Below are 17,802 nucleotides of genomic sequence, written 5' to 3' on the forward strand. Positions count from 1 at the left end.
TCAATATAACGTTGTTTGTACTTTTTCTTTCATAAAGAAAGAATGGTGGCTACTGCGGGATTCGAACCTGCGACCCCATCATTATGAGTGATGTGCTCTAACCAACTGAGCTAAGTAGCCATCTGAGAGCGAAGTAATATAATATAATCTCGCTTCCAATGCCATTATCTTTTTAAAGATAATTACACTTTTAATAGTGGCTGGGCTACCTGGATTCGAACCAGGGAATGCTGGCATCAAAAGCCAGTGCCTTACCGCTTGGCGATAGCCCAACAATGATGTCAATTAAGACATCTCAATATGGTGCGGTCGGAGAGACTTGAACTCTCACACCTCTCGGCGCCAGAACCTAAATCTGGTGCGTCTACCAATTCCGCCACGACCGCTTTATTTCCTAAAAACTCTTTGTTGTCAAAAGACATACGTTTAATAACAAACAGAGTGCTTAGGAAATGGTGGCTACTGCGGGATTCGAACCTGCGACCCCATCATTATGAGTGATGTGCTCTAACCAACTGAGCTAAGTAGCCATTTCCAAATTGTTGCTCATTTCGAGACGTTGCCGCTTCGTTGTGAACGGGGCGCATTATGCGGAGTTGAGTGAAACCCGTCAACTTTTTTTTTGAATAAATCACGAATAAACATCTGTTCGGTTTCTTTTTAGTCAAAGAGGCGTATTTGTCAGCAAGAAATAGGTTCAAATGCCGATATATATAGGAAGTTAAGTTTTGGATAAGAAGCTCTTTAGCAAAGAGCGAAAACGAAAAAGGCCAGTGAATTCACTGGCCTTTTATTAGATGTTTATCGGTAATTAAACGTTGAAACGGAAGTGAACAACATCACCGTCTTTAACGATGTATTCTTTGCCTTCAAGACGCCATTTACCTGCATCTTTTGCTCCGCTTTCACCGCCAAATTCGATGAAATGTTCGTAACCAACTACTTCTGCACGGATGAACCCTTTTTCGAAGTCGGTGTGGATCTTGCCTGCAGCTTGTGGCGCAGTCGCACCGACAGGGATCGTCCAAGCGCGAACTTCTTTAACACCTGCAGTGAAGTAAGTCTGAAGAGTAAGCAGTTCGTAACCAGAGCGGATCACTCGGTTAAGGCCTGGTTCTTCGATACCCATGTCTGCAAGGAACTCTTCACGATCTTCATCGTCAAGTTCAGAAAGCTCAGATTCGATTGCAGCACAAACAGCAACAACAACGTTGTTCTCTTTTTCTGCGTACTCACGAACTGCGTCTAGGTAAGGGTTGTTTTCAAAACCATCTTCAGCAACGTTTGCGATGTACATTGTTGGCTTAAGCGTTAGGAAGTTAAGGTAGTCGATCGCCGCTACTTCTTCTTTAGCAAGTTCAACAGTACGAGCCATACCACCTTCTGTCAGGATAGGTAGTAGCTTTTCAAGAACCGTAGTTTCGAATTTAGCGTCTTTATCGCCGCCTTTTGCTTTTTTAGCATTGCGGAATATTGCACGTTCACAGCTATCTAGATCGGCAAGAGCAAGCTCAAGGTTGATCACTTCGATATCTTCGATAGGTGATACTTTGCCTGAAACGTGAACGATGTTTTCGTTTTCAAAGCAGCGTACAACGTGACCGATAGCATCAGTTTCGCGGATGTTAGCTAGGAACTTGTTACCTAGACCTTCGCCTTTAGATGCGCCAGCAACTAGGCCTGCGATATCTACGAATTCCATTGTCGTTGGAAGGATCTTCTGTGGATTAACAATTTTTGCTAATGCATCTAAGCGTAGATCTGGAACCGGAACGATACCTGTGTTTGGTTCGATCGTACAAAATGGAAAGTTTGCTGCTTCGATGCCTGCTTTAGTCAGTGCGTTAAACAGAGTTGACTTACCAACGTTTGGTAGACCAACGATGCCACATTTAAAACCCATGATATAAACCTTATTCTGCTTTGAACGTATGTAAGCGATTTTGTGCTTTTGGTAGGCCATCTTTCAATAAGATGTCTAGGCTACGAACCGATTCGTCAACGACAGCCTCGATACACTCTTGCTCTTTCGCAGGAGCTTTGCCTAATACATAACCTGCAACTTTATCTTTGTGTCCTGGATGGCCAATGCCTAATCTAAGACGATAGAATTCTTTATTGTTACCCTGCTTGCTGATGATGTCTTTCAGACCATTATGTCCACCATGACCACCACCTTTTTTAAACTTACCAATACCTGGAGGGAGGTCTAACTCATCGTGAGCGACCATGATCTCTTCTGGTTTAATTTGGTAGAACTTTGCCAGTGCTGCAACTGCTTTGCCGGATAAGTTCATAAAAGTCGTTGGGATCAGCAAACGAAGATCTTCACCATGAACCATGATACGACCCGTTAGGCCAAAGAACTTTGGTTCGTTCTTCAGTGTCACGTTGTGTACACGTGCTAATTCTTCAACTACCCAAGCACCCGCATTGTGGCGAGTTTTGGCGTATTCTGGACCTGGATTAGCCAGTCCAACGAGAAGTTTTATTTGTTGGCTCAAGGTATGGATCTCTCTTGGGATTTCAAAAAGCGCCGTATGATATCACAGTTTATGAAAAAGGTGCGAGCTAGCTGATAGCAACTCAATGATTCAAACTGTGGTCGTTAGATATAAAAAAAGCACTTCATCGAATGAAGTGCTTAATATCTTTTTCAGATTGTTCTGCTAAAGCAAAGCTATAGAGCTTTGATTAGTTGAACATCGCAGAGATAGACTCTTCGTTGCTGATACGACGAATCGCTTCAGCAAGCATGCGAGAAAGGCTTAGTTCAGTTACTTTACCTGTCGCGGCCATTTCCGGAGAAAGCTTGATTGAATCGGTAACAATAACTTGGTCTAGAACTGAATTGCGGATATTGTCTGCAGCAGTACCTGAGAATACAGCGTGAGTTGCGTAAGCGAATACACGCTTAGCACCGCGCTCTTTAAGCGCTTCAGCTGCTTTACATAGTGTGCCACCAGTATCGATCATGTCATCAACGATAACACAGTCACGACCTTCAACATCACCGATTAGGTTCATTACTTCAGAAACGTTAGCACGTGGACGACGCTTATCAACGATAGCGATGTCAACATCACCTAGCGCTTTAGCTGTAGCACGAGCACGTACAACACCACCAAGGTCTGGAGAAACCACAACTGGGTTTTCTAGGCCACGGTTAGCCATGTCTTCTAGAAGAACTGGAGTGCCGAAAATGTTATCAACAGGTACATCGAAGAAGCCTTGGATTTGCTCCGCGTGTAGGTCGATAGTAAGAACGCGGTCAACGCCAACGTTAGAAAGGAAATCTGCAACAACTTTTGCAGTAATAGGCACACGAGCAGAACGTACACGACGATCTTGACGGGCATAACCGAAGTAAGGGATTACAGCAGTAATACGGCCAGCAGAAGCACGGCGCATTGCGTCAATCATTACCACCAACTCCATAAGGTTGTCATTGGTTGGTGCACAAGTTGATTGAATCAGGAATACATCGCTACCACGAACGTTTTCATTGATTTGAACAGCGACTTCGCCATCAGAAAAACGGTCTACAGTAGCATCGCCAAGAGAGATGTATAGACGATCAGCAATACGTTGGGCTAGTTCAGGTGTTGCGTTACCAGCAAATAGCTTCATATCAGGCACGGTGGAAACCTCGGGTTGCGTCCAGTTTTAAATAGATTGTGGGTGGGCTGATTGGTATTCAGCCAAAGTTTCTTTCAAAGGCGAAATGTTTCGTCCTTTCGCGACAAACGCGGAAACTGTGTCAGGTAGTTGCTCTAGCACCAGTTCGGCTTCTTTTTTGCTGCTAAATTCAGCAAAAACGCACGAACCTGTACCAGTCAATCTCGACGGCGCGTATTGTAGCAGCCATGAAAGTTGCTTATCAACCTCTGGGTACAGCATTCGCACAATTTTTTCGCAATCGTTTACGTATTCTTGCTCTAGAAGCGTTGATAGTGCTCGCTTCGGCGTATTTCGAGTTAATTCTGAATGTGTGAATATGTCTACAGTTGCTATGCTCACTTGAGGTTTAACAACGAGATACCATTTCTCATCCGGATTAGCGGGTTGTAATTGTTCACCAACACCTTCAGCAAAGGCGGCGTGGCCTCGAACGAAGACCGGAACGTCTGCACCAAGCTTTAAGCCAATCTCAGCTAACTGGTCATCAGACAGGTTGAGTTGCCATAAATGGTTGAGCGCGACCAACACGGTTGCGGCATTTGAAGAGCCTCCGCCAATGCCACCTCCCATAGGAAGCACTTTCTTTAACTGAATATCCGTACCGAAAGTTGTCGATGTATATTGTTGAAGGGCAGTTGCGGCTTTCCAAATCAGGTTATCTTCTGTCGCAACGCCTGGAATTTCAGGTGTGATTGTTATCGAGCTTGTTTCTCGGTTTGCGGTAACCGTAAGTTCATCGCCAAAGTCGACAAACTGAAATAGGGTCTGAAGTTCGTGATAGCCATTATCGCGTCGGCCAGTGATATAGAGAAATAAATTCAGCTTAGCTGGCGAAGGCCAGTGCGTTGGCGTTGTTATCATTTTTTCAGTGTCCACTTCGAAACTACAATGTTGATTTTGTTCTCGTCTTGCTTGAATGACAATCGAGTAGGGAGGGGAATTGTCTCTACCTTTGCGTTGTCTTCATCTGATAGTTGTTTACTCGGCATCTCTGTATTGCGATAGTTAGCAAAATTCAGGGTCCACAATTGACTGCTGACTTGTTTAGACAGAGATTCAAGCGTGTTAGTGCTGTTGAGTTGGTAGCTGTCTGCTTGGTCGGGAATGCCAAGGAACCATTGTGGTAGGTGATCAATGGGGATCTGCAATCCAGTAAGTTGCTCTACCAATACAGATGCACTTGCATGGGTGAATACTTGATCATCGTAAGTCACGACTTTTGCACCCAAACTGTCGATTGTAAGGTTCAAAGCGGTTTGACCAAGGAAAGTGGTCAGTCTTAATTGGCTTTGATTTGGGGAGTGCTTCCATATGAAGTTTAGGCTTTGGCGTTGCTCTGGAGAAATGTAAGCGAGCTTGCCTGAAGCTTGATAGTTTTCTATCTGTAAAAGCCTGTTTTGGTGACTTTGCCACTCAACGCTGGTCGGTTGTTCTGGGATAGACGAGCAACCCACCATAATGATGGTCAAAAAAATAAGAGACGTGATTTTTCGAAGCTTGCTCATATTTGCTCACAACTTGTTCAAATTTATCTAAAAAACGTCTCAACTATAGCATTGAATTCACGAACTCAGGAAAACAAATCCCGCTTGCTCTTTAAATAGAGCCATGCATCAAGTAAAATTCGCCCCTTGTTTCCATTCCCTGATCGAGAACTTCTGATACATGTCTTTGCTTGCCGTAGGTATCAATCACAATACAGCGTCGGTTGAATTGCGAGAAAAAGTCGCTTTTGGTCCAGATAAATTATCTGAGGCACTTAAGCAACTTAACGCAAATGCACACGTAAATGGAAGTGTCATACTTTCTACCTGTAATCGAACTGAAGTGTATTGTGACGTCAAAGGCGTGGCAAAAAACAAGTTGATCGATTGGCTGTCTGTATTTCATCAAGTTAGCCCTGAAGAATTAAAACCGAGTATCTACATCCATGAAGAACAAGCCGCGATTAAGCACTTAATGCGCGTTGCCTGCGGTTTGGACTCTCTGGTGTTGGGTGAACCACAGATTTTAGGTCAGGTGAAGCAAGCTTATACAGACTCTCGAGATAACAAATCTGTTGATGCTTCAATGGAAAAACTGTTTCAGAAATCATTTTCTGTCGCTAAGCGTGTTCGAACTGAAACCGAGATTGGCGGAAGCGCGGTTTCAGTTGCTTACGCAGCTTGCACATTAGCCAAACACATTTTTGAGTCGATTGCTGAATCAACGGTGTTATTGGTAGGTGCGGGTGAGACGATTGAATTGGTGGCAAAACACCTTTCAGCGAATGGTTGCACCAAGATGATTGTGGCCAACCGAACTCGTGAGCGTGCTTTAGGGCTAGCTGAAGAGTTTGGTGCTGAAGTGATTAGCCTCAATGAAATCCCCGATCACCTGCATCGAGCGGATATCGTGATCAGCTCAACCGCTAGTCCACTGCCTATTATTGGGAAGGGCATGGTTGAGACCGCACTTAAGACAAGAAAACATCAACCGATGTTGTTGGTTGATATTGCAGTTCCCCGAGACGTTGAGTCTCAGGTAGGTGATCTGAATGATGCTTACCTATATTCCGTTGATGATCTGCAGTCGATTGTTGATGGCAACATTGAACAACGTAAAGTGGAAGCTATCCAAGCGGAAGCTATCGTTAGTGAAGAAAGTGCAGCATTCATGAGTTGGATGCGCTCACTGCAAGCGGTAGACAGTATTCGTGACTATCGCAAATCGGCCAATGAAATCCGAGAAGAATTATTAAGTAAGAGTTTACAATCACTTGCCGCTGGCGGTGACCCTGAAAAAGTCTTACTTGAGCTAAGTAACAAGCTCACAAACAAATTGATCCATGCTCCAACGCGTGCACTCCAAAGTGCAGCAGAGCAAGGAGAACCTGCAAAATTAACGGTCATTAGACAGAGTTTGGGCTTAGAAAACCCTCAATAATATTCGACCTCCAACAGAATAAGACATTATGAAAGCCTCGATTCTAATAAAGCTTGAAACACTTGTTGAACGCTATGAAGAAGTTCAACATCTACTTGGTGATCCCGATGTACTTGGGAATCAAGATAAATTCCGTGCCTTGTCAAAAGAGTATTCTCAATTAGAAGAGGTGACGGGGTGCTTTAAATCATACCAGCAAGCTCAAGAAGATTTAGAAGCTGCTGAAGAGATGGCAAATGAAGACGACGCAGAAATGCGTGAAATGGCTCAAGAAGAAATCAAAGATGCGAAAGCGAACATTGAACGTCTGACTGATGAGCTGCAAATTCTTCTGATTCCAAAAGATCCAAACGATGAGCGTAACTGTTTCTTAGAGATTCGTGCCGGCGCAGGTGGTGATGAAGCGGGTATCTTTGCGGGTAACCTTTTCCGTATGTACTCTAAGTTTGCCGAGAAAAAAGGCTGGCGCGTCGAAGTGATGAGCAGCAATGTTTCAGAGCAGGGCGGCTTTAAAGAGATGATCGCTAAAATCAGTGGCGATGCTGTTTATGGCACAATGAAGTTCGAGTCTGGTGGTCACCGTGTACAACGTGTACCTGAGACTGAATCACAAGGTCGTGTTCATACGTCTGCATGTACCGTTGCGGTTATGCCTGAGATTCCAGAAGCAGATCTGCCAGAGATCAAAGCTGGCGACCTTAAGATTGATACTTTCCGTGCATCTGGCGCGGGTGGTCAGCACGTGAACACCACGGATTCAGCAATCCGTATTACTCACTTACCAACAGGTACAGTAGTAGAGTGTCAAGACGAGCGTTCTCAGCATAAAAACAAAGCGAAAGCGATGGCTGTTCTTGCGGCTCGTATCGTTCAAGCTGAAGAAGAGCGTCGTGCTGCTGCGATTTCAGATACACGTCGTAACCTATTAGGTTCTGGTGACCGTAGTGACCGTATTCGTACGTACAACTACCCTCAAGGCCGTGTTTCTGATCACCGCATCAACTTAACTATCTACCGCCTGAACGAAGTTCTAGAGGGTGATATGCAAAGCCTGCTTGATCCTGTTCTACAAGAGCACCAAGCCGATCAACTAGCAGCACTTGCTGAGCACAACTAATTACTATGCAGTCAGCATATACGGTTGAAAGTGCTTTAAAGTCAGCAATCGTACAGCTTCAAGAGGGCGATAACACGTCGCCCTCGATTGATGCTGCGGTACTGCTTTGTCACGCCTTAGATAAACCTAGATCTTACCTACTGACTTGGCCTGAGAAGCATCTCACTTCAGAACAAGAATCCGAATTCCATATCCTTCTAAAACGTCGCTTAACCGGTGAGCCTGTGGCTTATATTGTTGGTGAACGTGAGTTTTGGTCGCTGCCGTTAAAAGTCTCTCCTTCTACTTTAATCCCGCGTCCAGATACGGAACGTTTGGTTGAAGTGGCGTTAGACAAAACGTATGGCAAGCAAGGTGCGATTCTCGATTTAGGAACTGGTACTGGTGCGATCGCTTTGGCATTGGCGTCTGAGATGCCGAACCGACCAGTGACGGGTATTGATCTTCGTCCGGAAGCGCAACAACTTGCGACAGAAAATGCGCGACGCTTGAATATCACCAACGCCACCTTTTTACACGGCAGTTGGTTTGAGCCTTTGAACCTGGCTAACTCTGAAAAAGAAGCGGTCAAGTTCTCGTTGATTGTCTCTAACCCACCTTACATTGAGAAGAATGACCCTCATTTATCTCAAGGTGATGTGCGTTTTGAACCGATCACAGCGTTAGTGGCTGAAGATAAAGGTTTAGCTGATATTCGATACATCTCTGAAAACGCACGAAGCTTTTTAGAAAACGAAGGTTGGTTAGCGTTTGAACACGGTTACGACCAAGGTTTAGCTGTACGTGAGATTATGCAGGCGCTCGGATATCTCGATGTTGTGACAGAGAAAGATTACGGTGGTAATGACCGAGTGACATTGGGTCGTTACTGTTCATAGGCTGCTGTTAATCATCTTGTGAGCAATAGGTGATTAACTTGCTAAATTGATACCTTTAACTCGAAAATACACTTAACTCGATAATGCATTTAACGCAGAAATACAGAGATTTTACGCAGAACTACAGAGCATTAACGGGTATTGTGTGGCTTGTGTTAACGAAAGACATATAAAAATATAAAGGAATACCATGTACGAAGGTTTAAAACATTTTCACCTATTAACGATTGCTATAAGCGCACTGCTTCTTTCGATTCGTTTCGCTCTTATGATGGCTAACTCACCGAAGCTTAAGCATCCTTTCTTACAGCGTTTCCCTCATATCAATGACTCATTGCTGTTGCTTTCGGGTATTGGTTTGATTTTTATCACTGGCTTTATTCCATTTACACCAGCAGCACCCTGGTTAACCGAAAAACTAACCTGTGTTATGGCTTACATCGCATTGGGCTTCTTTGCACTTAAGCTAGGTAAAAACAAGCTACTGAGAGTGTTCTCTTTCTTTGGTGCGCTTGGCTGGTTAGCGATGGCAGGTAAAATTGCAATGACGAAGACACCAACATTTTTCGGTTAATTATCTCCTTATTTCGGTTAACTACCTATGTACGAATTTTTTGATGAAGACTTTGACCAGCTAGAGTTAGCTGAAGGTGCATTGATCTTAAATAAAGCGATTAACCCAGAAACTCAAGACCGTTGGGCAGAACAAGAGTTGGCGAGATTGTTAAAAGACGCCGAGTTTGCTTTGGTTAACGAAACGGATGAACAGCAGAAGTTTGAATCCTTTATTCGACTATTCTTTTATGAGTGGGGTTTTGCTGGGGATAAAGATGCGTATTTTTCTTCGGAAAACGCATTTATCGATAAAGTACTTGAGAGAAAAAAAGGCATTCCAGTGAGTCTTGGTGCGATCTTTCTGTATCTAGGTCGCAAGTTAGGCTTCCCTGTTGAAGGCGTATCTTTCCCAACTCAATTCTTACTTAAAGTGAGTTGGTTCGGGCAAGCTGCTGTATACATTAACCCGTACAACGGCGAGTACGTTGGCGTGCAAACTTTACGAGCATGGCTTATTGGGCATGATGGCCCACTAGCTAAGGTAAAAGCTGAACACTTAGAAGTTGCTGACCACCCAACGATTATTGGTAAGTGGCTAGCGTTACTTAAGAGTGCATTGCTTCGAGAAGAGCGTTATACGCTAGCATTGAAGTGTACCGACCTTGCGTTAACGTTTGTGCCGGATGATCCGTATGAAATCCGCGACCGCGGCTTTATTTATCAGCAGCTAGACTGTCATCAAGTCGCTGCTACGGATTATCAATATTTTATCGACCAATGCCCAGATGACCCTGCATCTGAGCTACTAAAATCTCAAGTGAACGTCATGAACGAAAAGACAGTGGTTGTTCACTAATTAATAATTATTTAGAGAGAATATGATGGAACAGAAAACAGTTCACATTGGCAATATGCCAATTGCTAATGACAAGCCATTTACGCTATTTGCAGGTATGAACGTTCTTGAATCTCGCGATCTAGCTATGCAGATCTGTGAGCACTACGTGAAAGTAACAGAGAAGCTGGGTATCCCTTATGTATTTAAGGCGTCTTTCGACAAAGCAAACCGTAGCTCAGTTCACTCATACCGTGGTCCTGGCATGGAAGAAGGTCTTAAAATTTTCCAAGAGCTGAAAGATACTTTTGGCGTGAAGATCATTACTGATATTCACACAGAAGCACAAGCTCAGCCTGTTGCTGATGTGGTTGATGTAATCCAACTTCCGGCGTTCCTAGCTCGTCAAACCGACCTTGTTGAAGCGATGGCTAAGACTGGCGCGGTAATCAACGTGAAGAAACCTCAATTCATGAGCCCAGATCAAGTGGGTAACATCGTTGATAAGTTTGCTGAGTGCGGCAACGACAACATCATTCTTTGTGAACGTGGTTCTTGCATGGGGTATGACAACTTAGTTGTTGATATGCTTGGCTTCGGTGTAATGAAAAAATCATCAAACGGCAGCCCAATTATCTTTGACGTGACTCACGCGCTTCAAATGCGTGATCCATCAGGTGCTGCATCTGGCGGTCGTCGTGAGCAAACGGTTGAACTAGCTAAAGCGGGCATTGCGACGGGTATTGCTGGTCTATTTCTTGAGGCACACCCGAACCCGGATCAAGCACGCTGTGATGGCCCATCGGCGCTACCGCTAGATAAACTAGAACCGTTCTTGAAGCAGATGAAAGCACTTGATGACCTTATCAAAGGCTTCGAGCACATCGAAATCAAATAGTTTTATCTGATGTTAAGTCACTAGTATTAACTAGAGAGTGTTAACTCGTTATTTGATTGTAATAGACAAACGCCCAACTCTTAGAGTTGGGCGTTTTTTAATGGAACATCCGTTGAGTTCACCGAAGCCTCGGCCTATTTGGTCTATGACTAAGCTGTCTGTCTGGCTGTTCACGAACTTGTTTTGCAGTGCGTCAATCTACGATAGGCGATTAAATCCTTGTTAACAGAGCCTCTGATTCCCTAAGAAAGCGCTGTAGGTGTGTGAGGTCTGTCCTGTTTGTAGTTAATTACTGACGTTCATCACACTTTATAAGTAAACGATTGCCTGTGATGCAGGGGAAGTTTGAGTGTAATCTCATAATTTTGTTACACTTAACTGTTGATCTATGCGTGACCAATTCGACATAAATATGAAATCGTCGTGTTACATTTAGAATGTTAATTTAAGATTAGTCATGTTGAAGTCTTATTGTTCGAACTCCAGACAAGGAGTCGCAATGGATTATAGAAAGCAGTGGATTCCCCTAAAAAGTTCAAAGGTATGACAATGAAGCAACGCCTTATTCTAAAGACAGCACTAAGTGCTGCAATCCTAGCTACTTTGGCTGGATGTGCGTCTCAATCAGCTCATGATTGGAACCAAGACGAAACTTATAAGCTAACTATCCTGCATACGAACGACAACCATGGTCGTTTTTGGCAGAACAAATACGGCGAATACGGCATGTCTGCACGTAAAACGCTTGTTGACCAACTTCGTGCAGAAGTTGAAGCAGAAGGCGGTAGCGTGTTGCTTCTATCTGGCGGTGACATCAACACTGGTGTACCAGAGTCAGACCTTCAGGATGCAGAACCTGATTTTAAAGGTATGAATAAAATTGGTTACGATGCAATGGCATTAGGTAACCACGAGTTCGATAACTCACTAGACGTACTGCAAAAACAGATCGACTGGGCAAACTTCCCAATGCTATCTGCAAACATCTACGACAAAGCGACAGGCGAACGTAAATTCCAAGCTTACGAGATGTTTGAAAAGCAAGGTATCAAGATTGCTGTTATCGGTCTAACGACTGAAGATACTGCGAAAATTGGTAACCCAGAATTTATTGCTGGTATCGATTTCCGTGACCCTAAAGAAGAAGCGAAGAAACTGATCGCTGAACTTAAAGAAACAGAAAAACCCGATCTTATCTTCGCTGTGACTCACATGGGTCACTACGAAAATGGTCAGCGTGGTGTTAATGCTCCGGGTGATGTAGCACTAGCTCGTTACCTAAATGAAGGCGATCTAGATATGATCGTTGGTGGTCACTCTCAAGAGCCTGTATGTATGGAAGGCCCTAACGTTGCGAAGCAAAACTTCAAGCCGGGTGATGAGTGTAAACCAGACGTTCAAAACGGTACTTACATCGTTCAAGCTCACGAGTGGGGCAAGTACGTAGGCCGTGCTGATTACGAATTCCGTAATGGCGAACTAGAGATGGTGAGCTACGACTTGGTTCCCGTTAACCTTAAGAAGAAAGTTAAGATTGACGGCAAGAAGCAACGCGTTCTTATTCAAGATGAAATCGCACAAGATCCAGAGCTGCTTGAATTCCTACGTCCTTTCCAAGAACAGGGCCAAGCTCAGTTAGAAGTTCAAATCGCTGAGACAAATGGCAAGCTTGAAGGTGACCGTAACGTAGTTCGCTTCCAACAAACTAACCTGGGTCGTTTGATTGCGACTTCTCACATGGAGCGTGCAAAAGCAGACTTCGCTGTGATGAACTCTGGTGGCGTTCGTGACTCAATTGAAGCCGGCGATGTGACGTACAAAGATGTACTAACAGTACAGCCTTTTGCAAACATCCTGACTTACACTGATATGACTGGTAAAGAAGTTCTAGATTACCTAAACGTAGTGGCGACTAAACCTGTTGATTCAGGTGCTTATGCACAGTTTGCAGGTATTTCTATGACTGTCGCTGACGGTGAAGTATCGAATGTCTTCATCGGTGGCAAGCAGCTTCGTTTAGATGAAACATACCGCTTTACGGTACCAAGCTTTAACGCTGCTGGCGGTGACGGTTACCCTAAACTGTCTGATCACCCTGGCTTTGTGAACACAGGTTTTGTTGACGCTGAAGTACTAAAAGAGTACCTAGAAGCAAACAGCCCTGTTGATGTGAACAAGTACGCGCCTTCAGGTCAAATGGTTTACAAGTAATTGAACCCAGTTAATTGAATCACTAGGTGCTAAATTAGATTGACTCTAGCACCATGATAAATTTAACTAAAGCGACGCCTCGGCGTCGCTTTTTGTTTATCTATCGTTTGGATTTGTTATGACCCCTGCAATCAATCTCGCCAAGAAAAAGAAAATCGCTCACAGTGTGCATCAGTATCATCATGATACAAATAACACGAATTATGGATTAGAGGCTGTCGAAGCGCTTGGTCAAGATCCCAAACGTGTATTCAAAACTCTGTTGTTCAGCTTGAATGGTGTGGCGAAAGATTTGGCGGTAGCTGTTATTCCTGTTGACCAGAAGTTAAACCTTAAGCTTGCAGCTAAAGCAGCGAAAGGTAAAAAAGCAGAGATGGCTGATCCAGATATTGCTCAGAAAACGACAGGTTATGTGGTGGGAGGAATCAGTCCTCTTGGTCAGAAAAAAGCATTACCTACCTTTGTTCATTCCAGCGCTACCGATTTTGAAACGATATGTGTGAGTGCAGGGAAGAGAGGGTTAGAGATCGAGCTAGATCCGAAAGACTTAGTACTACTTACGCGTGGTCAGTTTGCTGAACTATGCCTGTAGCTTGTGCTTTCCATAACGATAAACGTACATGATCACAAATAAAAACGCCCGCTAGACTAATCTAGCGGGCGTTTCTTTATCGACAGTCCCGTTTGAAAGGATTCTGACTATTTCTTCAAACCTAAAGTACCACCAACACGTTTCGGTGCAGGTTTGTTCGGCCTGTTTGAATCTTGACTACGGTCTGTCGGTTTACCGCTTCGACGTTCGTTATTGTCGCGATCTGTGCGATTGCGATCCGAACGGTTTTTATCTGAATTAGAACGCTCTGAACGAGAGTTTGATTTCCAGTTTTCGGTATTGCCACCGCCACCGCTTTCACCGTTCGATGAGTTACGGCCACGCTTTGAGTTAGGCGCATGACGGAATTCATCCGCATTGTTACCGCGGTAAGTGCGAGTACGGTTCTCGTTTTGATTACGGCGCGCTGTTGAAGTTTGGTTCTCTTCACGGCTATCAAAAAGTTTCGCGTCAGTTGCTTTACGAATTCGTTGACCTTTCGCGTTCATTTTTGACGCATCTTCAGTACTTACTGAGCCTTCACACATCGCCAAGATTTCAGTAATCTCTTCGTCGCTCAGGTAGCGCCATTTTCCGTTAGGAATACCGTCTAATGAGATGTTCATAATACGAACACGGCGTAGCTTAAATACTTCGTAACCGAGCGCTTCACACATACGGCGAATCTGACGGTTAAGGCCTTGCGTTAATGTGATGCGAAACGAGAACTTGGTCTCTTTCTCTACCTTACATGGCAAGGTAACAGTATCGAGAATATGAACGCCAGCGCCCATTTGCTTCAAGAACTCAGTCGTAATAGGTTTATCTACACGAACCACGTATTCTTTCTCGTGGTTGTTACCTGCACGTAGGATTTTGTTTACGATATCGCCGTCGTTGGTCAAGAAGATAAGACCATCAGAAGGCTTATCTAGACGACCAATAGGGAATATACGCTTGTGGTGACCTATAAAGTCGACGATGTTGCCTGGAATATCACGCTCAGTAGTACAGGTGATACCTGTTGGTTTATTAAGAGCAATGTAGATCGGCTTTTCTCTTGAACGAACAGGTTTATTGTCGATCTCAACATCATCACCAGGCAAGACTTTAGTGCCCATTTCAGGGATCTTACCGTTAATAGTAACTCGGCCAGCATCAATGAGTTTGTCGGCTTCGCGGCGTGAGCAAAAACCAGTTTCACTGATGTATTTATTAAGGCGTTTAGCTTGGGATTCTTGTGACATGATATTCTCTTAGCGTTTCACAACGGAAATATAGATAAACAAAAAGCAACCTCTGAATAGTTGCTTTGAGTTGGGATTCGTTAACTGAGGACAATTTTAGCACTTGGTGTGAGTCTAGGCACGAAATATCGCTCTTGATGCAAGACCGCTATTAGCTTACTTATCTATCTCAACTTATCAACTGCTGCGCTTTTGATGGCGCTCTCTGTTCTCTAGCTTTTTGTCATTACTCTTTCTGAGCATGACATAGACCGCACCTGTACCACCGTGAAATTGCTGAGCTGAATGAACACATTGAACATCGTTAATTTGTGTTAGCCAATTTGCCACGTAGCTTTTCATCATTGCTGGTGGATTCGAACGATCACCTTTACCGTGGACAATGATAACGGTGCGAACATCCATTCTTAAACACTGGCGTAAAAATGAGAGTACTTCGTTACGAGCGTCTTTCAGTGTTTTCCTGTGAAGGTCGAGTTTGGCTTGAATTGGATACTTGCCCAAGCGCAGCTTTTTGTATACGCCTTCTTGTACGCCATCTTTTTTATAAGCAATGACATCGTCAGGTTTGATCATTGGAGAGTAGTCTAATGATAAGTAGTCTTTCTCGTCGTCAGACAGCCACATAGCGGCTTCACGCTTAGCAAGGTGAGATTCTGTGACTCGGTGTACTTTCTGGTGTTCGGCGGTGTCATGGTCGATACGTTTAACATCGCCCATCATTTCTTGGAATAGATCTAAGTCGTCATCATGAGACATAGTGTGTATCTCAAGTTGGATAAGGATAAGGTAAGTATACCTAAGTTGAGGCCGGGTTTAAAAATGAAAAAACCGGAGAAGACAATAAGTCGGCTCCGGTGCAAAGCGTTTTTACATCTACCTAAAGAAAATGATACTTAAAAGTAGATGATTTAGGCTGAGCGATTCTAGTGAGGAGATTTTTCAGTCATAACTTTGTAGATGAAGAAGCCTCCATAGAACATCATGAGACCCAGAGCCCCGAATATTACTATCATTGAAGATAGCCCCACCGCATTACCAAATAGGAGTTCTAGCCAAAAGTCCATGTGTATACCTCAAAGTTATATGACACGAGTTAGTGTATTAACTGGTGTTATCAATTCACTGATCTGGATCAATCCTGTTTCATAAGTTAAATACTTGTTGGTAACTGTGTGTTTTTCGTCACATTGGCATTTCACTTGTACGTCTTTTGTTCGAACGATTCGATATTGTAAAAAAGAGTGAAAAAAGCCCTTGCGGATAAACTCAGAATCCGTATTATACGCTTCATCGACAGGCAATCAGCCAGTTAGATATCTCGGTGAATAGCGCAGCTTGGTAGCGCATCTGGTTTGGGACCAGAGGGTCGGGGGTTCGAATCCCTCTTCACCGACCACATTAAGAAAGCCTGCTCAATGAGCAGGCTTTCGTCGTTTTAGATCATAGGAAATAGAATCAGAACCAAGGTGGGGTTCGCCTGATATTCAAAATAAGCTCTTCACCGGCCACATTAAGAAAGCTTGCTCATTGAGCAGGCTTTTTTCGTTTTAGATCATAGGAAATAGGATCAGAACCAAGGTGGGGTTCGCCTGATGTTCAAAATAAGATCTTCACTGCCACATTGAAGAAAGCCGTAGCACTCTCGTAATAGAGGGGGCTACGGCTTTTTTGCATTTTGGTATATGCGTCATTCCCTAGAGTGACGAAGGAGCGAGTCGGGAATCTCTCGTTGTTCTAAACATCCCGTATAGAGAAAGGATTGACTCAATAAGCCAGCCGAAAATCTGTTTACTTCACATCACACGTGATGTTCTTGATTGGCGTCTCTGAAGTAACAAAGCAAACATACGCTTCAACAGGGTTATTTCGACCAATTCGAATGTAACCCGCCTGTATTTCATCTTCGTTAAACGTCACCGAGTGAGAGTTACTCGTTTGGCCATCGTAAAAGCTCGCTTCAAATTTTCTATTCATTTGGCTCGCGATACGGTTGCGTGTCGTCGATGTAATGAACGTAATATTGGCACAGCGCATCGGTGGCTTCTCAGTGATCAGAAACTGGCCGCTTTCTTTATCTAACACACCGCCTTTTGTATCCGGTTGAATGTCTATCGCCTGAAACTGTTCGATGGTACAAGTTTCTTTAGCCGTCACTACCGTAGGCGTGAGGATCGCTAGGGCTAAAGGTAAAGCAAAGAGTACTAGTTTCATGAGAACAACACCGTATATAAAAAGAGCGAAAGATAATAACACCGTTATGGTGCGATTAAGTGTAATGATTCAGTTATTAAGTAATGGTTATATTATGAGAAGGTCATGGTATCGAATTTAGTTAGTTGTCGTCACTAGTCTCAAATTGACACCGGGCCTGTTGGCTTTGTGATTGTTGAGTGACATTGAAACCTTTCTCTTCTAACAACTGCAATAAGTTACCTTCTCCTATTAGGTGCAAGGCGCCAACCACAATTAAGTAGCTCTCTTTCGAGTCAAGTTTCCAATCATTGGCGGATAGTTTGTTTGCCCAGTCTATATTGCGATCGGTTAAAAATGCTTTCTCTAGTTCAGGTGACATCTCAGACAGCTCTGCGAAAGCTTCTAGCTTCGCTAAATCACCCGCTTTCCAGCTTTCGATTAAGCAATGAACCACACGATCAGTTTGGTCAAACTCTTCAAGGCTACTGACTAACCACTCCTTACCGTCGTCCTTTTGTTTTGTCATCAGGTCTATTTGGAATTGAAGCGGCTCTAAGCTGATAACGGGAACATCTTGGATAGTCGCTTTGTAAGCTAGCGTCGCATCAACGCCGCCGGCGGAGCCATAACCAAGTTTTTTTAACTGCTGCATCTGTATCGATAGAGA

18 protein-coding genes and 5 tRNA genes are annotated in these 17,802 nt (G+C 43.9%); 9 read left to right on the forward strand and 14 right to left on the reverse strand.

Annotation, left to right across the window (positions count from 1 at the left end):
• Window positions 1-43 precede the first annotated feature (43 nt).
• The 9 genes from AB4232_RS06695 to lolB all read right to left on the reverse strand — a co-directional run bounded on the left by AB4232_RS06695 (window position 44) and on the right by lolB (window position 5,186).
• Window positions 44-120 (reverse strand) — tRNA-Met (locus AB4232_RS06695).
• Between the two features lie 77 nt (window positions 121-197).
• Window positions 198-272 (reverse strand) — tRNA-Gln (locus AB4232_RS06700).
• Between the two features lie 29 nt (window positions 273-301).
• A tRNA-Leu gene (locus tag AB4232_RS06705) sits at window positions 302-386 on the reverse strand.
• 67 nt (window positions 387-453) lie between these two features.
• Window positions 454-530, reverse strand: a tRNA-Met gene (locus AB4232_RS06710).
• 281 nt (window positions 531-811) lie between these two features.
• Complete coding sequence (gene ychF, locus AB4232_RS06715; protein WP_029223110.1) at window positions 812-1,903, reverse strand: redox-regulated ATPase YchF; 1,092 nt, start codon at window positions 1,901-1,903, stop codon at window positions 812-814.
• 10 nt (window positions 1,904-1,913) lie between these two features.
• A complete protein-coding gene (gene pth, locus AB4232_RS06720) occupies window positions 1,914-2,504 on the reverse strand; it encodes an aminoacyl-tRNA hydrolase (protein ID WP_010439162.1) in 591 nt (196 codons plus the stop codon).
• Window positions 2,505-2,694: 190 nt separating this feature from the next.
• Window positions 2,695-3,639: a ribose-phosphate pyrophosphokinase gene (locus AB4232_RS06725; RefSeq protein ID WP_017106306.1), complete on the reverse strand. Its 945-nt coding sequence runs from the start codon at window positions 3,637-3,639 to the stop codon at window positions 2,695-2,697.
• A gap of 27 nt (window positions 3,640-3,666) precedes the next feature.
• A complete protein-coding gene (gene ispE, locus AB4232_RS06730) occupies window positions 3,667-4,542 on the reverse strand; it encodes a 4-(cytidine 5'-diphospho)-2-C-methyl-D-erythritol kinase (protein WP_135444909.1) in 876 nt (291 codons plus the stop codon).
• Window positions 4,539-5,186, reverse strand: coding sequence for a lipoprotein insertase outer membrane protein LolB (gene lolB / locus AB4232_RS06735; protein ID WP_102327917.1), 648 nt, complete (start codon window positions 5,184-5,186; stop codon window positions 4,539-4,541). Before lolB ends, ispE begins: the two co-directional genes overlap by 4 nt.
• A gap of 160 nt (window positions 5,187-5,346) precedes the next feature.
• Between lolB and hemA the strand changes: the two genes are divergently transcribed.
• From hemA to ybaK, 8 genes are all read left to right on the forward strand, one after another.
• Window positions 5,347-6,606 carry a glutamyl-tRNA reductase gene (gene hemA, locus AB4232_RS06740; RefSeq protein WP_009848729.1) on the forward strand — a complete coding sequence of 420 codons (1,260 nt, stop codon included), beginning with the start codon at window positions 5,347-5,349 and terminating at the stop codon, window positions 6,604-6,606.
• A gap of 28 nt (window positions 6,607-6,634) precedes the next feature.
• Window positions 6,635-7,723: a peptide chain release factor 1 gene (gene prfA / locus AB4232_RS06745; RefSeq protein ID WP_009848728.1), complete on the forward strand. Its 1,089-nt coding sequence runs from the start codon at window positions 6,635-6,637 to the stop codon at window positions 7,721-7,723.
• A gap of 5 nt (window positions 7,724-7,728) precedes the next feature.
• The gene (gene prmC / locus AB4232_RS06750) at window positions 7,729-8,601 is read left to right on the forward strand and encodes a peptide chain release factor N(5)-glutamine methyltransferase (protein WP_372086692.1); all 873 of its coding nucleotides are present in this window, start codon (window positions 7,729-7,731) and stop codon (window positions 8,599-8,601) included.
• Between the two features lie 190 nt (window positions 8,602-8,791).
• A complete protein-coding gene (locus tag AB4232_RS06755; protein WP_009848726.1) occupies window positions 8,792-9,175 on the forward strand; it encodes a SirB2 family protein in 384 nt (127 codons plus the stop codon).
• Window positions 9,176-9,202: 27 nt separating this feature from the next.
• On the forward strand, window positions 9,203-10,012 hold the full coding sequence (locus AB4232_RS06760) for a SirB1 family protein (protein WP_371702717.1): 810 nt from the start codon (window positions 9,203-9,205) through the stop codon (window positions 10,010-10,012).
• A 22-nt stretch (window positions 10,013-10,034) separates the two neighbouring features.
• Window positions 10,035-10,889 carry a 3-deoxy-8-phosphooctulonate synthase gene (gene kdsA / locus AB4232_RS06765; protein WP_083784152.1) on the forward strand — a complete coding sequence of 285 codons (855 nt, stop codon included), beginning with the start codon at window positions 10,035-10,037 and terminating at the stop codon, window positions 10,887-10,889.
• A gap of 549 nt (window positions 10,890-11,438) precedes the next feature.
• The gene (ushA, locus tag AB4232_RS06770; RefSeq protein ID WP_029223112.1) at window positions 11,439-13,100 is read left to right on the forward strand and encodes a bifunctional UDP-sugar hydrolase/5'-nucleotidase UshA; all 1,662 of its coding nucleotides are present in this window, start codon (window positions 11,439-11,441) and stop codon (window positions 13,098-13,100) included.
• 118 nt (window positions 13,101-13,218) lie between these two features.
• Window positions 13,219-13,692, forward strand: a complete 474-nt coding sequence (gene ybaK / locus AB4232_RS06775) for a Cys-tRNA(Pro) deacylase (protein WP_017099628.1) — start codon at window positions 13,219-13,221, stop codon at window positions 13,690-13,692.
• A gap of 107 nt (window positions 13,693-13,799) precedes the next feature.
• Here the strand turns inward: ybaK and rluF are convergent, their stop codons facing one another.
• From rluF to AB4232_RS06790, 3 genes are all read right to left on the reverse strand, one after another.
• A complete protein-coding gene (gene rluF / locus AB4232_RS06780) occupies window positions 13,800-14,939 on the reverse strand; it encodes a 23S rRNA pseudouridine(2604) synthase RluF (protein ID WP_122046934.1) in 1,140 nt (379 codons plus the stop codon).
• 177 nt (window positions 14,940-15,116) lie between these two features.
• Window positions 15,117-15,698, reverse strand: coding sequence for a DNA endonuclease SmrA (smrA, locus tag AB4232_RS06785; protein WP_135380872.1), 582 nt, complete (start codon window positions 15,696-15,698; stop codon window positions 15,117-15,119).
• A gap of 167 nt (window positions 15,699-15,865) precedes the next feature.
• Window positions 15,866-16,006 carry a DUF3149 domain-containing protein gene (locus AB4232_RS06790; RefSeq protein WP_004736246.1) on the reverse strand — a complete coding sequence of 47 codons (141 nt, stop codon included), beginning with the start codon at window positions 16,004-16,006 and terminating at the stop codon, window positions 15,866-15,868.
• A gap of 255 nt (window positions 16,007-16,261) precedes the next feature.
• Between AB4232_RS06790 and AB4232_RS06795 the strand changes: the two genes are divergently transcribed.
• Window positions 16,262-16,338: transfer RNA gene (locus AB4232_RS06795), tRNA-Pro, on the forward strand.
• 392 nt (window positions 16,339-16,730) lie between these two features.
• On the opposite strand, the gene AB4232_RS06800 is transcribed toward AB4232_RS06795, so the two are convergent.
• Together AB4232_RS06800 and AB4232_RS06805 are read right to left on the reverse strand one after the other, a co-directional pair.
• On the reverse strand, window positions 16,731-17,153 hold the full coding sequence (locus tag AB4232_RS06800) for a hypothetical protein (RefSeq protein WP_017099139.1): 423 nt from the start codon (window positions 17,151-17,153) through the stop codon (window positions 16,731-16,733).
• A gap of 121 nt (window positions 17,154-17,274) precedes the next feature.
• Window positions 17,275-17,802, reverse strand: a 528-nt coding sequence (locus tag AB4232_RS06805) for a TraB/GumN family protein (RefSeq protein WP_372086695.1), incomplete at its 5' end; no start/stop codon positions are given.

Source organism: Vibrio sp. 10N.286.46.A8, from assembly GCF_041470165.1.
Classification (GTDB): Bacteria; Pseudomonadota; Gammaproteobacteria; order Enterobacterales; family Vibrionaceae; genus Vibrio; species Vibrio tasmaniensis_A.

Bases quoted from the DNA above. Each gene is read 5' to 3' on its own strand.
- ychF (WP_029223110.1), bottom strand. From the start codon at position 1,903: ATGGGTTTTAAATGTGGCATCGTTGGTCTACCAAACGTTGGTAAGTCA.
- ispE (WP_135444909.1), bottom strand. From the start codon at position 4,542: ATGATAACAACGCCAACGCACTGGCCTTCGCCAGCTAAGCTGAATTTA.
- lolB (WP_102327917.1), bottom strand. From the start codon at position 5,186: ATGAGCAAGCTTCGAAAAATCACGTCTCTTATTTTTTTGACCATCATT.
- hemA (WP_009848729.1), top strand. From the start codon at position 5,347: ATGTCTTTGCTTGCCGTAGGTATCAATCACAATACAGCGTCGGTTGAA.
- prfA (WP_009848728.1), top strand. From the start codon at position 6,635: ATGAAAGCCTCGATTCTAATAAAGCTTGAAACACTTGTTGAACGCTAT.
- prmC (WP_372086692.1), top strand. From the start codon at position 7,729: ATGCAGTCAGCATATACGGTTGAAAGTGCTTTAAAGTCAGCAATCGTA.
- AB4232_RS06755 (WP_009848726.1), top strand. From the start codon at position 8,792: ATGTACGAAGGTTTAAAACATTTTCACCTATTAACGATTGCTATAAGC.
- AB4232_RS06760 (WP_371702717.1), top strand. From the start codon at position 9,203: ATGTACGAATTTTTTGATGAAGACTTTGACCAGCTAGAGTTAGCTGAA.
- kdsA (WP_083784152.1), top strand. From the start codon at position 10,035: ATGATGGAACAGAAAACAGTTCACATTGGCAATATGCCAATTGCTAAT.
- ushA (WP_029223112.1), top strand. From the start codon at position 11,439: ATGAAGCAACGCCTTATTCTAAAGACAGCACTAAGTGCTGCAATCCTA.
- ybaK (WP_017099628.1), top strand. From the start codon at position 13,219: ATGACCCCTGCAATCAATCTCGCCAAGAAAAAGAAAATCGCTCACAGT.
- rluF (WP_122046934.1), bottom strand. From the start codon at position 14,939: ATGTCACAAGAATCCCAAGCTAAACGCCTTAATAAATACATCAGTGAA.
- smrA (WP_135380872.1), bottom strand. From the start codon at position 15,698: ATGTCTCATGATGACGACTTAGATCTATTCCAAGAAATGATGGGCGAT.
- AB4232_RS06790 (WP_004736246.1), bottom strand. From the start codon at position 16,006: ATGGACTTTTGGCTAGAACTCCTATTTGGTAATGCGGTGGGGCTATCT.
- AB4232_RS06800 (WP_017099139.1), bottom strand. From the start codon at position 17,153: ATGAAACTAGTACTCTTTGCTTTACCTTTAGCCCTAGCGATCCTCACG.